The following is a 12,968-nucleotide window of genomic DNA, read 5'->3' on the forward strand; positions in this document are numbered from 1 at the left end:
ACGACGGCGTCGCGCTGCCCTGCTGTGGATCAATCCGAGGCTGTGGACAAGCCGCTTTGGCGATGGATCAAGATGGGACAAACCGCGCCAACATCCCCGAACAACCAGCACCGGGCTGCGACGTCCATCCGGACTCGGCTCACCGCGATCGAGAGTGTACTCGGCAACGCGATCCGCGAGTGCTGAGCCGCGCGGCCGATCCCCATCCATGGCGTGTGGCGACCGAAGCCGGCGCGCAGCACGCGGGTCGCTGACCACGCCGAAAAGCCCGTCAGCCTAGCGCCGGCCTAGCACGGCCTTCAGAACTCGAACGCGGTCTGGACGGGAACATCACTGGCAAACGCCGCGTCGAGTCGACGAAGCAGCTGGGAATCTTTGGTGCGCAACCGGTTAGCGGCGGCTAACGTCGAAGCGCGGTGCGCTCCAAGGTAAAGGCTGCCCAGTACGTCCCGATCCATTTCGATCTCGGCTGCCGCATCGGTCGGGGTACACCGCGCACGGCCGTCACCGATCTTGAGCGCGAACCGGCCGCCATCGGATACCTCGAGGACCGTGGAAAACTCGCCAACTTCGTGAGCGTAACCACGCGCCTCGAGTGCGGCCGGTACGTTCATGATGCGCAACCACAGGCCGTCCTGGCGCCAGGTAGTGCGGGCCAGTCGGGTATCGGTGAGCAGGTGGGGTAACGGGTCCTGTGGATGGGTGATGATGCTGATTCGCTCCATGGAGTCGAGGCCAATCAGGGCCCGCCACAACGCACAATGCGCATCTGCGGTTACCGCCCTGAGTTCGCTGACGCGCGCTAGCTTGAGATCGGTGCGATCCACCCGGTACAGCGCGTACCCGTCGGGATGCAGTAACGCGAACGATTCACGGTCTCCACCGGGCGCGGCTTTGCATTCTGCCAGCAGCTCGTCCCAGAGCACCTGCGGGCGTAGCAGCCCGCCCGGCACCTGCTGGCGCCATCGCTCGTAGATCGCCTCAAACTCGCCGCGATGCTCGGTGGGTCTGACCAACCGGACGCTGCTGCCACCTAGGCCGCCGCCCGGTGCGTCGGCGTGAAAGCGCGCGAAGCGTCGGTCGACCGTCAGCTCATGCAAGGTGGTAGCGGGCCCGTAGCCGAACCGGCCGTAGATGCCGCCCTCGCTAGCATGCAGTGCCGCGACCGGATAGCCGGAATCGGCTATGCGGCGGTGCAGTTCGGCGCACATCGCGCGCAGCAAGCCGCGCCGGCGATGCGTCGGCGCCACCGCGACGAAACTGAGACCGGCGGTCGGGAGCACCACTTCACCAGGCACCGTCAACCGCAGATCCATGTACAGCGCCATCCCGACCACCTCAGAACCCGGGCCGGCACCATCGCGGACCACCACCGCTCCGTCGGTGGGCACCAGGGTCCGCCAGGCGGTCGCTGATTCAGGGCCGATGAAATCGGTGAAACTGGCCGCGGCCAGTAGGAACATCCCCGGCCAGTCGTCCTCGGTCGGGCTACACAGGGTCACAGTCACAGAATCCGACTGTGGCATATGCCGCGGCCACGTGCACGTGAATATTACGACGACAGTGTCTGGCAAAGGATCACGCGATGCGGGTAGCCCCGCCAGCGTGACGCCACTGCGAGAATCAGCGACGAATTTCGCCGTGACGTTACGCTGGCGGCGACGCTCCCACGTCGACGCATACCCCGACGGCTCCGGCACCGACGTGCAGAGCAAGTACCGGTCCCATGGCGGTCACCATGGCCGGCTCACACGCCGGCAGCCGCTCCGCCAGCGCCGCCGCCACGTCGTTCGCAGCTGCCGGGTCGGCGACGTGATGCACCGCGAGAGCGGCGGGGCGGTCGCCGACAAGCTGGCAAACCCGGTCGATCATCACCGCCGTCGCGTTGCTCACAGTGCGAACCCGTTGGACCAGAACAAGTTTTCCGTCGTCGACTGACAGCAGCGGCTTGAGCGCCAGCGCGGTGCCCAACCATGCCTTGGCCCCACTGATGCGCCCGCTGCGGCGCAGATTGTCCAACCGCGCTACAGCGACGAACGCGTGAATCCGGCTTACCGCCGCAGCCGCTGCGCGCGCGACCGTATCCAGCTCATCGCCTGCGGCGGCTGCCCGCCCGGCCGCCAGTGCCGCGAAACCGACGCCCATCGCGGCCGACCTCGAGTCGATCACCCTAACGGCGGGACCTAGTTCCGCCGCGGTCAGCTCGGCGGCTCGAAAGGTACCCGACAGCGCCGACGAAATGTGCACCGCCACTACCCCGTCGCCGCCACTGTCCGCCAACGCCCGTTGGTAGGCGGCGGACAGCTCAACCGGGGTCGCCCCAGCGGTGGTGGCGTGGCGCTTGTGGATGTCATCGGGGATTTCGTCCACACCGTCGCGCAGGTCGAGGCCGTCAAGCAAGATATGCAGCGGGACCTGGCGGATCGACCACTGTTCGCGCAGGTCGGCCGGCAGTCGACACGACGTATCGGTCACCACCACAACGGTCACCGGCGCCGCTCTCCCCCGCAAGCGGGAGGTGCCCCCACCTCATCGCTTCGCTCTGCATCGTCGCCGGCGCGGGGCATGTCTCAGCCGCGCGATTTCTCGTTCGGCACCCCGGCTTCGGCCAGTGCCTTGAGCATCAGTTCGGCGACCGCCTGGTGGGCTTCAAAATTCCAGTGAATGCCATCACGATTACCATATCCACTCAATATCTGTTCTGCGACAGCGGCTTTGAGATCAACTAGAGGAATGTCATGGTGCTGTGCCCATTCCGTGATCGCCGCCACCGTGCCTGCGCGGCCGTGATGGGCCTTGCCGTAGGTCTCGGCGATATGCACCGAGGGCAGCGATGCGATGATCGGTATGCCCGGACGATTGAAATCAATTGCACCACGGGTCTTTTCAAGGTACTCAGCGGTCAGGTGCGGCGGCAACGCCGCACGGGCCACTGGCGACAGTCGCGGTTGAACCCAGGCGTAGCCGTCGCGGACCCACCGTCGCAGCCAAGACGGACGTACATAGCGGATGAGCTCACGCAGCGCCGTCGGTAATACCGACGGCAGCGAATCCATTCCGCCGGTCGCGAAGATCACCGCTCCGGCCCTGGGTAACGCCGCCCAAGCGCGCGGATCCTGGGTTGCCGCCCACCAGACATCCCGACAGGTCCAGCCGATGCGGCCAATCAGCTCTAAATCCCAATCTAGTTGGGAAGCAACAATATTGGGCCAGATACGGGGGTCATCGGCAGGCAGGCCGCCGGTGGGCCCGTAGTAGGCCAGCGAGTCAGCGAAGACCAACAATGCGGGCCTGCGCCCGCGCCTAGAGGACATCGCTGGAGACCTGCGCCGAAGCATTCCACACATCAAGGCGCCACCGGATGCTCTCGAAGTCGGAGCCCGGGGCCCAATGGCCACTCAGCTGAGTCCAACTGGCATTGCCCATGCCGCCCAAAGCCGGCCAGTTGGCCACCGGCAACTTCAGCAGCGCCGCCGACAACGCGGCGATCAGACCCCCATGGGCTACCAGCACCACCGGGCGATCCGGCTCGTCAGCGCCACCCCATTCCGGTTCGCTGGCAACCAACTCGGCAACCAACGGCCGACTTCGGGCAGCCACGTCAACCCTGCTTTCCCCGCCGTGCGGCGCCCAGGTCGCATCCTCGCGCCAGGCCAACCGGGCGCCCGGGGCATCAGCGTCGATCTGAGCGTGGGTTAAGCCCTGCCAATCGCCAAGGTGAGTTTCCCGCAATCGGGTGTCGACCCGGACCACAAGGCCGGTGCGCTCGCCCAGCTTGACCGCCGTGTCATATGCGCGGCGCAGGTCCGACGATACGATCAGTAGCGGCTGCCGCTTGCCCAGCACCTCGGCGGCCGCGACCGCTTGGGTGCGGCCAAGTTCGCTCAACTCAGTGTCCAGCTGGCCCTGCATCCGGCTACCGACGTTGTAGTCCGTTTGTCCATGCCGCAGCATCACCAGTCGCCGCGCTCTCATTGCGCACCCGCTGAGTTCGCCGATAAATCAACCGGCACCACCGGGCAGTCACCCCACAACCGGTCCAGGGCGTAGAAATTGCGGTCGTCCTGATGCTGGATGTGCACCACGATGTCCCGGTAATCCAACAGCGTCCAGCGACCCTCGCGGGCACCCTCACGGCGGGCCGGCCGGTAACCCGCCTGTCGCATTTTCTCCTCGACCTCATCGACGATGGCGTTGACCTGCCGCTCGTTGGAGCCCGAAGCAATGACGAAGCAGTCGGTGATGACCAGCTGCCCGGAGACATCGATGACCACGACGTCATCGGCGAGCTTGGCGGCGGCCGCGCCGGCGGCCACCCTCGCCATGTCGATGGCTTCCCGGTTGGCGGTCATAGGCCATTCCCAGCGGCCAGGCTGGTCGTTGAACGCGCGCCCGCGTCGCAGGCGCCACAGTAGAGCCGGCACTTGGAGACATACTGCACGACGCCGTCGGGCATCAGGTACCACAGCGGCCGGGACTGCTCGGCGCGCTGACGGCAGTCGGTCGACGAAATGGCCAGCGCCGGGATCTCGACCAGAGTCAACGCATCCTTGGCCAGCTGACCCAGCAGGCTAGTGATGTGTTCGTTGCGCAACTCGTAGCCGGGCCGGCTGACCCCCACGAACCGCGCCAATTCGAACAGCTCCTCCCAGCCCTGCCAGGACATTATGGAAGCTAGCGCATCGGCGCCGGTGGTGAAGTACAGCTCAGAGTCCGGGTGCAAAGCATGCAGATCGGCCAGCGTGTCCTTGGTGTAGGTGGGTCCGCCGCGGTCGATGTCGACCCGGCTCACAGAGAATCGGGGATTGGAGGCGGTGGCGATCACCGTCATTAGGTAGCGGTGCTCGGCGGCGGAGACCTGTCGACCCTTTTGCCAGGGTTGCCCGCTGGGCACGAATACCACTTCGTCGAGATCGAACAGGTCGGCCACCTCGCTGGCGGCAACCAGGTGGCCGTAGTGGATGGGGTCGAACGTCCCACCCATGACTCCCAATCGACGCCCATGCACGATTGGCCAGCTTACTGGATTATCTTGCCGCAGTTCCGTTCGCGGCAACTGCCAGCCAGCCTAAGCGAGCAGCCATTGATAAGGCAGCACGATTGGTTATTCCTAAGCCTTTGCGTGATCATCTTGGTCTCGTTCCGGGTGAGGTCGAGGTCGTCGCCGACGGGGCGGGACTGGGTGTCGCGACCCTCGCCGGTGACTCCCTCGGCGAGCGGCATGGCCTACCGGTGATACCCGCGGGCAGTGCGGCGCGATGCCGGCCAGCGTTAGCACCGTGCTCGTGGACACGAGCGTCGCGGTCGCACCGGTGGTCGCCGATCACGACCACCACGAAGATACCTTTCAAGCGCTACGTGGCCGCACCCTCGGTCTGGCCGGGCACGCGGCTTTTGAACGCAGGACGCTGGCGACCGTGGCGAAGCTGCTTGCACACACATTCCCGGCGACCAGGTTCCTCGGCGCTGGGGCGGCGATGTCGCTGCTACCCGAACTCGCACCGGCCGAAATCGCCGGCGGAGCCGTCTAGGATGCGCTGATCGGTACGGCTGCCAACGAGCATCGGCTCCCCCTGGCAACCCGCGACCGGCAGGCGCTGAAGGTCTACCGCGCGCTCGCAATGGAAGCCGAGCTGCTGGCCTGAGCGTCGCGGTTGCGCGGCCAATCACACCCGCGCCGCTGCCAGGCCAACGGCTGCCCAGCTGCCCGGTCCCTCACGTTTTTCACCCGATGTACCCGCAACGATCTACTCGGTCGTGTAGAAGGGGTCTGTGGATAATTTGCCGATCGAATCAGCCGAGTCGACGCGGTTGGCGAAGGCGGCGATGACCCGACGGTTTTACACCCGCTCGGTGGTGAAAGGCGAGATCACGCTGCCGGCCGTGCCGAGCATGATCGACGAGTACGTGACAATGTGCGCCGGCCTTTTTGCGGGTGTGGGCAGAAAGTTTTCCGACGAAGAACTTGCTCATCTTCGCGCGGTGCTCCAGGGTCAGCTGGCAGAGGCGTACGCGGCCTCCCAGCGTTCGACCATCGTCATCTCATACAACGCCCCCATGGGCCCGACCTTGCACTACCAAGTCCGAGCCCAATGGCGGACGGTGGCGCAGGAATACGAGAACTGGATCGCCACCCGTGAGCCGCCGCTCTTCGGTACCGAACCAGACGCACGTGTGTGGGCGCTGGCCAACGAAGCAGCCGATCCTACGACGCATCGGGTGCTCGAAATTGGCGCCGGAACCGGGCGTAACGCCCTGGCGTTGGCACGGCGCGGACACCCGGTCGACGTGGTGGAGATGACCCCGAAGTTCGCCGACATCATTCGCTCCGACGCCGAACGAGATTCCCTCGACGTGCGCGTCATCATGCGTGACGTCTTCTCGACCATGGACGACTTGAGGCAGGACTATCAGCTGATGGTGCTCTCCGAGGTGGTGCCGGACTTCCGGACGACGCAGCAGCTGCGCAATCTGTTCGAACTCGCTGCCCAGTGCCTTGCTCCCGGTGCCCGCTTGGTGTTCAACGCCTTCCTGGCGAACGGAGATTACGCACCCGACCAAGCCGCGCGTGAGTTCGGGCAGCAGATGTATACCGGGATGTGCACGCGGGCCGAGATGTCTGCTGCAGCGGCCGGCCTTCCTCTCGAACTCGTCGCCGACGACTCGGTATACGACTACGAGAAAACGCACCTGCCACCGGGCGCCTGGCCGCCCACCAGTTGGTACGCCGACTGGATCCGTGGCCTCGACGTGTTCACCACCAACGTTGAGAGCTGCCCGATCGAGATGCGCTGGTTGGTGTTCCAGAGGAGGCGGTGAGCAGTCGCAAAAGCCCCCGAAACCGGTCGGATTTGGGGGCTGGTACGTGAATTAGGGTGACCACGGCAAGCGTGACCCGCCGGCGACTGCAGCGAAGCCGGGTCTGTTGGTGACAGTGTGTATGTCGGGGTTTCAGGCGGCAGGTTCGAGGGTGACCCCCAATCCTTGGGCTTCGAGTTTGGCGACGAGGCGACGTCGTTCTTTGTCGGGATCCATGCGGGTGGTGAAGTAGTCGGCGCCGAGATCCTGGTGAGGCCGGCCGGTGGCCAGCACGTGCCAAATGATGACGATCAGCTTGTGGGCGACGGTGGTGATCGCCTTCTTGTTGGCAGCGGGACTGCGGAAGCCACCGAACTTGCGGACCTGGCGACGGTAGTACTCGCGCAGGTAGCCATCGGTGCGCACGGCGGCCCACGCGCACTCGACCAGGACCGGCTGCAGGTGCTGGTTGCCTGTGCGGCGGGCACCGTGATGGCGTTTGCCGGCCGATTCGTGGTTGCCCGGGCACAGCCGCACCCACGAGGCCAGATGCTCAGCCGAGGGGAACCAGGCCGCCGGGTCGGCGCCGATTTCAGAGATGACCGTCGCCGAGGCACCCACCCCGATCCCCGGGATCGATGCAATCAGCTCGCGTCGGGCACAAAAGGGATGCATCAGCTGCTCGATCTGCTCGTCGAGAGCACCGATCATCGCATCGAGCTGATCCAGATGAGCCAGGTGCAACCTACACATCAGGGCATGGTGATCATCGAAGCGCCCTTCCAGCGCCCGCTGCAGATCGGGGATCTTCGAGCGCATACTGCCGCGCGCCAGATCAGCCAGCACCGCCGGGCGGCGTTCACCGTCGATGAGCGCCTCCACCATCGCCCGCACCGACTTGGGGGTGACCGAGGACGCCACGCTGTCGGCCTTGATCCCCGCGTCTTGAAGCACATTGCCCAGGCGCTGCAGCTTCGAGGTGCGATGCTCGACCAGCTTGCGGCGGTAGCGGATCACGTCGCGGGCGGCCTTGATGTCGGCGGGCGGAATCAACCAACCCCGCAGCAGACCGCATTCCAGCAGGTGCACCAACCACTCGGCATCCAAGAGGTCGGTTTTGCGGCCCGGCCGTTCTTCACGTGCCCGGCATTGCACACCAGCAGCTCACTCGCCGTGGGCCAACAACGCGTGATAAGCGGGCGCACCAGCGCCCATCATGTTCTTTTACGACTGCCCGCCCGGCCTACACCGGCAGTAGCTGGTCGATCACCGTGGCCAGCTGCTTGGCGGATCGGCATTCGTGCATCGTGATCACCTCTTGGTAGCGCGGCACCGCCGAGTCACCGCTGCCCCACAGATGCTTGGGCTCCGGGTTGAGCCAGTGCGCGTGCCGGCTGGCGGTCACCATGTCGGCCAGCACGTCGGTGGCCGGGTTGCGGTAGTTGGTGCGCCCGTCACCAAGCACCAGCAGCGAGCTGCGCGGCGACAGCACATTTGGGAAGCCCTGCATGAACGAGACGAACGCGTTGCCGTAGTCGGAATGGCCGTCGCGGGCATACACACCAGCCTCCCGGGTGATCCGCTGGATCGCTATGGCCAGGTCCGATTCCGGCCCGAACATATGGGTCACCTCGTCGGTGGAGTCGATGAAGGCGAAGACGCGAACCCGGGAGAACTGTTGGCGCAGCGCGTGTACCAGCAGCAGCGTGAAGTGGCTGAAGCCCGCGACCGAGCCCGACACGTCGCACAACACGACGAGTTCCGGGCGCGCCGGGCGGGGTTTGTGCAACACCAGGTCGATCGGCACGCCGCCGGTGGACATCGACTTGCGCAGCGTCTTGCGCAGATCGATCGATCCCGCGCGGGCGCGGCGCCGCCGGGCGGCCAACCGGGTCGCCAGGGTGCGGGCCAACGGGGCCACCACCCGGCGCATCTGGCGCAGCTGCTCACCCGAGGCACGCAGAAACTCGACGTTCTCGGAAAGCTGTGGAATTCCGTACATCTGGACGTGCTCGCGGCCGAGTTGCTCGGCTGTGCGCCGCTTGGTCTCGGCGTCGACCATTCTGCGCAGCTGCGCGATCTTTTGTGCGGCAAGCGCTTTGGCAATCTGTTCCTGGGTGGCTGTGGGCTCATCGCCGTAGGGAGCAAGCAGGCCCGCCAGTAGCTTGCCCTCCAGTTCGTCCAGCGCCATGGCCTTGAGTGCCTGATACGACGAGAACGACGGACCGCGGCTGGAACTGTACTTGCCATAGGCCTCAACGATCCGCGCGATCATCTCCACCAACCGCTCGTCCTTGCCGGCCAGGTCTTGGTTGTTGGCCAGCAGATCCAGCAGCAGCTGCCGCATAGCCTCGACATCATCGGGCGGCAAACCCCCGGAGCCTGCCGACTCGTCTTCCGTGGTGATGACCGCCCGAGCCCCCAGTGCCGCGGGAAACCACAGGTCGAACATGGCGTCATAGGTATCGCGGTGGTCAGGCCGGCGCAGCACCGCACAAGCAATGCCCTCCCGCAACACCTCACGATCACCCAGCCCGAGGGTGGCCATCACCCGGCCGGCATCCACCGTCTCTGACGGGCCCACCGAAATCCCGCTGCCACGCAGCGCTTCCACAAAGCCCACCAAGTGTCCGGGCAGCCCATGCGGGGCGAGTGGCCGGGCAGCACGAATACGACGGGCGGCCACTAGTTCAACCTGAGCTCTCCGGTGGCCCGTTGCTGGTCGGATTGGTGCTTGAGAACCACGCCGAGCGTGGCGGCAACGACCGCATCGTCGATGGTGTCCAGTCCCAGTGCCAAGACGGTGCGACCCCAGTCGATGGTCTCGGCGATCGATGGCACCTTCTTAAGCTGCATGCCGCGCAGCACGCCGATGATGCGCACTAACTCCTCGGCGAAGTGCTCGGGCAGCTCGGGAACTCGGGATAACAGGATGCGACGCTCCAGCTCGGGGGTCGGGAAGTCGATGTGCAAGTACAGGCAGCGACGCTTGAGCGCCTCGGACAGCTCACGGGTGGCGTTGGAGGTCAGCAGCACGAACGGCGCCCGGGTGGCGGTCAGGGTGCCCAGTTCGGGGACGGTCACCGCGAAGTCGGACAGCACCTCCAGCAGCAGGCCCTCGATCTCGATGTCGGCCTTGTCGGTTTCATCGATCAGCAGCACGGTGGGCTCGGTGCGCCGGATAGCGGTCAGCAGCGGACGCTGCAGCAGGAACTCTTCGCTGAACACATCGGTTTTGGTGGCCTCCCAATCTCCCGAGCCGGCCTGGATACGCAGGATCTGCTTAGCGTGGTTCCACTCATACAGGGCGCGAGCCTCGTCGACGCCCTCGTAGCACTGCAGCCGGACCAGACCGGATCCAGTGGCCTGCGCCACGGCGCGCGCCAGCTCGGTCTTGCCGACCCCGGCGGGGCCTTCCACCAGCAGCGGCTTGCCGAGCCGGTCGGCGAGAAAGACCGCCGTCGCGGTGGCAGTGTCGGGCAGGTAGCCGGTCTCGGCCAGCCGCCGCGAGACGTCGGCGATGTCGGCGAACAGCGGCGTGGGCCGGGCGGGCACGGTCACGATCGGGTCTCCTCTAGCACGATCGGGTCTCCTCTAGCCAACGGCGTCAGGCCGGACGGGTGTGGCCGGCTCCCCATGCGATCCACTTGGTCGACGTCAATTCCGGTAGTCCCATCGGTCCGCGGGCATGCAGTTTCTGGGTGGAGATGCCGATCTCGGCGCCGAAGCCGAATTGCTCGCCGTCGGTGAACGCCGTTGATGCGTTCACCATCACCGCGGCCGCATCGATCTGTTCGGTAAAGCGTTGGGCCGCATCAAGATTGGTGGTCACAATCGCTTCTGTGTGCCCGGTGCCGTATTCGTTGATATGGGCGATGGCAGCGTCGACACCGTCGACCACCGCCACCGCGATGTCCAGCGACAGGTATTCGCGGCGCAGGTCGGCCTCGTCCGGGTCGAGATGTACGGTGACACCGGCGTGCTGCAGGGCGGCCAGCAATCGAGGCAACGCCGTTTCGGCGATCGCTGCGTCGACCAGCAGCGTCTCGGCGGCGTTGCAGACGCTGGGCCGCCGCGTCTTGGAGTTCAGCAAGATACGCTCGGCCACGTCCAGGTCGGCCGCTTGGTGCACGTAGACATGGCAGTTCCCGACGCCGGTCTCGATGGTGGGCACCTGGGCATCGCGTACGACCGCCTCGATCAGGCCCGCTCCCCCGCGTGGAATCACCACATCGACCAGGCCGCGGGCCTGAATCAGGTGAGTGACGGTGGCGCGGTCGGCAGCCGACAGCAGCTGGACCGCGTCGGCCGGCAGCTCCAGGCCGACCAGCGCGGTGCGTAACACCGCCACCAGGGCCTCGTTGGACTTTGCGGCCGACGAGCTGCCGCGCAGCAATGCAGCGTTACCCGACTTGAGTGTCAGCCCGAAGGCATCCACGGTGACATTGGGGCGGCCCTCGTAGATCATGCCGACCACGCCCAGGGGGACGCGCTGCTGGCGCAGCTGCAGCCCGTTGGGCAGGGTATAGCCACGCAGCACTTCACCGACCGGATCGCGCAGTCCCGCGACTTGCCGCAACCCGGCGGCGATACCGTCGACTCGTTGCGGGTTCAAGGACAACCGGTCCAGCATGGCGGCCGGGGTGTCCGCCTCGCGCGCCGCGTTCAGGTCTTCGGCGTTGGCCGCCAGGATCTGGTCGCGGTGAGCCAGTAGCTCGTCGGCAGCCGCGTGCAGCGCGCGGTCTTTGACAGTCGTCGGCAGCGATGCCAGCCGGCGGGCGGCCACCCGGGCGCGGCGTGCGGCGTCGTGCACCTCTTGACGCAAGTCGAGCTGCGACGGTGCTGGCACGGTCATTGCCCCAGGGTAACGGGCTTGCGCTGGCCAGGTAAGACGACCCGCTCCGGACGGGCCGCGCAGCGATCCGGCTGGGTGGTTGCTATGCGATCAGGCGTACTTGACGGTCGCCCCTGATCAGCTTGCCGATAATCCCGGCAAGACGCTGGTAGGACTTCTCGCGGCCGCCGAAAGAGCTAAACACCAAACCGATTCGTCGCGCCGGGCAGGGGCGACGAATCGGGCGAGTTCCAGCCGGCTTCGCGTGGTCTCGACGGCGGCCGCGGTCTGCGGAATCAGTGTCACCCCCAGCCCGCCGGTCACGCACTGCACGACGGTGGCCAGCCACACCGCCCGGGTGTTGGGCAGCATCGAGCGTCTGGTCGCGTAGGCAGTGCCCCTCATGCAGTCACAACAAAGTCAGCTCTGACAGCGCGGTCAGCGGCACCCGCTGCTTGCCGGAAAGACATGCCCTGGGGGTGCACCGAGACCGGCTTCCGACCACCGCTCGCCGCAACGTCGACTGGCTCATATCGAGAATGCTTGCGGCACTGCTGAACCACTGCTTTGCCGCCACCGCGGCGAACGCGCGAAGCCCGGCCACGGCCGGCTAGCACCTCTTGGCGGCGATGCCGATAAATATGGTGTGATATATCACCTTTGCCTGACAGCGACTTCACGGCACGATGGAATGTCGCAACCAAATGCATTGTCCGCTTTGATGATGAGGAGAGTCATGCCACTGCTAACCATTGGCGATCAATTCCCCGCCTACCAGCTCACCGCTCTCATCGGCGGTGACCTGTCCAAGGTCGACGCCAAGCAGCCCGGCGACTACTTCACCACTATCACCAGTGACGAACACCCAGGCAAGTGGCGGGTGGTGTTCTTTTGGCCGAAAGACTTCACGTTCGTGTGCCCTACCGAGATCGCGGCGTTCAGCAAGCTCAATGACGAGTTCGAGGACCGCGACGCCCAGATCCTGGGGGTTTCGATTGACAGCGAATTCGCGCATTTCCAGTGGCGTGCACAGCACAACGACCTCAAAACGTTACCCTTCCCGATGCTCTCCGACATCAAGCGCGAACTCAGCCAAGCCGCAGGTGTCCTCAACGCCGACGGTGTGGCCGACCGCGTGACCTTTATCGTCGACCCCAACAACGAGATCCAGTTCGTCTCGGCCACCGCCGGTTCGGTGGGACGCAACGTCGATGAGGTACTGCGAGTGCTCGACGCCCTCCAGTCCGACGAGCTGTGCGCATGCAACTGGCGCAAGGGCGACCCGACGCTAGACGCTGGCGAACTCCTCAAGGCTTCGGCCTAACCGGGATCTGGT

13 protein-coding genes, 1 pseudogene and 5 other annotated features are annotated in these 12,968 nt (G+C 65.7%); of the genes and pseudogenes, 3 read left to right on the forward strand and 11 right to left on the reverse strand.

Features of this window, described 5'->3' with window-relative positions:
* Positions 1-299: 299 nt before the first annotated feature.
* From eis to nadD, 6 genes are all read right to left on the reverse strand, one after another.
* Complete coding sequence (eis, locus tag Rv2416c) at positions 300-1,508, reverse strand: enhanced intracellular survival protein (RefSeq protein NP_216932.2); 1,209 nt, start codon at positions 1,506-1,508, stop codon at positions 300-302.
* 139 nt (positions 1,509-1,647) lie between these two features.
* Entirely contained in the window at positions 1,648-2,490 is an 843-nt protein-coding gene (locus Rv2417c) for a DegV domain-containing protein (RefSeq protein NP_216933.1), read from the reverse strand.
* Positions 2,491-2,567, reverse strand: a repeat region (77 bp Mycobacterial Interspersed Repetitive Unit,Class I). It lies immediately after the preceding gene.
* Between the two features lie 3 nt (positions 2,568-2,570).
* Positions 2,571-3,314 (reverse strand): hypothetical protein, encoded by a 744-nt coding sequence (locus Rv2418c; RefSeq protein NP_216934.1) that lies wholly within the window; start codon positions 3,312-3,314, stop codon positions 2,571-2,573.
* Entirely contained in the window at positions 3,304-3,975 is a 672-nt protein-coding gene (gpgP, locus tag Rv2419c; RefSeq protein ID NP_216935.1) for a glucosyl-3-phosphoglycerate phosphatase, read from the reverse strand. Before gpgP ends, Rv2418c begins: the two co-directional genes overlap by 11 nt.
* Complete coding sequence (locus Rv2420c; RefSeq protein ID NP_216936.1) at positions 3,972-4,352, reverse strand: hypothetical protein; 381 nt, start codon at positions 4,350-4,352, stop codon at positions 3,972-3,974. Before Rv2420c ends, gpgP begins: the two co-directional genes overlap by 4 nt.
* Positions 4,349-4,984 (reverse strand): nicotinate-nucleotide adenylyltransferase, encoded by a 636-nt coding sequence (gene nadD, locus Rv2421c; protein ID NP_216937.1) that lies wholly within the window; start codon positions 4,982-4,984, stop codon positions 4,349-4,351. Before nadD ends, Rv2420c begins: the two co-directional genes overlap by 4 nt.
* A 274-nt stretch (positions 4,985-5,258) precedes the next feature.
* Between nadD and Rv2422 the strand changes: the two genes are divergently transcribed.
* Positions 5,259-5,531, forward strand: a complete 273-nt coding sequence (locus tag Rv2422; RefSeq protein ID NP_216938.1) for a hypothetical protein — start codon at positions 5,259-5,261, stop codon at positions 5,529-5,531.
* Between the two features lie 241 nt (positions 5,532-5,772).
* Positions 5,773-6,819: a hypothetical protein gene (locus tag Rv2423; RefSeq protein NP_216939.1), complete on the forward strand. Its 1,047-nt coding sequence runs from the start codon at positions 5,773-5,775 to the stop codon at positions 6,817-6,819.
* Positions 6,820-6,832: a repeat region (13 bp inverted repeat, GCAGTCG(C)AAAAG, at the left end of IS1558), on the forward strand.
* Between the two features lie 119 nt (positions 6,833-6,951).
* Here the strand turns inward: Rv2423 and Rv2424c are convergent.
* From Rv2424c to oxyR', 5 genes and pseudogenes are all read right to left on the reverse strand, one after another.
* Positions 6,952-7,953 (reverse strand): transposase, encoded by a 1,002-nt coding sequence (locus tag Rv2424c; protein ID NP_216940.1) that lies wholly within the window; start codon positions 7,951-7,953, stop codon positions 6,952-6,954.
* Positions 6,955-7,953 (reverse strand) — a mobile genetic element (IS1558-2, len: 999 nt. Insertion sequence IS1558.). It overlaps the preceding gene by 999 nt.
* A 66-nt stretch (positions 7,954-8,019) precedes the next feature.
* Positions 8,020-8,032 (reverse strand) — a repeat region (13 bp inverted repeat, GCAGTCG(T)AAAAG, at the right end of IS1558).
* Positions 8,033-8,041: 9 nt separating this feature from the next.
* Positions 8,042-9,484: a hypothetical protein gene (locus Rv2425c; protein ID NP_216941.1), complete on the reverse strand. Its 1,443-nt coding sequence runs from the start codon at positions 9,482-9,484 to the stop codon at positions 8,042-8,044.
* A complete protein-coding gene (locus Rv2426c) occupies positions 9,484-10,359 on the reverse strand; it encodes a hypothetical protein (RefSeq protein ID NP_216942.1) in 876 nt (291 codons plus the stop codon). Before Rv2426c ends, Rv2425c begins: the two co-directional genes overlap by 1 nt.
* Before the next feature lie 46 nt (positions 10,360-10,405).
* Positions 10,406-11,653: a gamma-glutamyl phosphate reductase gene (proA, locus tag Rv2427c; RefSeq protein ID NP_216943.1), complete on the reverse strand. Its 1,248-nt coding sequence runs from the start codon at positions 11,651-11,653 to the stop codon at positions 10,406-10,408.
* A 93-nt stretch (positions 11,654-11,746) separates the two neighbouring features.
* Positions 11,747-12,263: a sequence feature (Rv2427A, Pseudogene oxyR', inactivated by multiple mutations; identical to sequence in u16243 (see Deretic et al., 1995).), on the reverse strand.
* A pseudogene (gene oxyR' / locus Rv2427A) lies at positions 11,747-12,263 on the reverse strand. It overlaps the preceding feature by 517 nt.
* A 105-nt stretch (positions 12,264-12,368) precedes the next feature.
* Here oxyR' and ahpC point away from each other — a divergent pair.
* Positions 12,369-12,956, forward strand: a complete 588-nt coding sequence (gene ahpC / locus Rv2428; protein NP_216944.1) for an alkyl hydroperoxide reductase subunit AhpC — start codon at positions 12,369-12,371, stop codon at positions 12,954-12,956.
* Positions 12,957-12,968: the final 12 nt, after the last annotated feature.

This window comes from Mycobacterium tuberculosis H37Rv (assembly GCF_000195955.2).
Classification (GTDB): Bacteria; Actinomycetota; Actinomycetes; order Mycobacteriales; family Mycobacteriaceae; genus Mycobacterium; species Mycobacterium tuberculosis.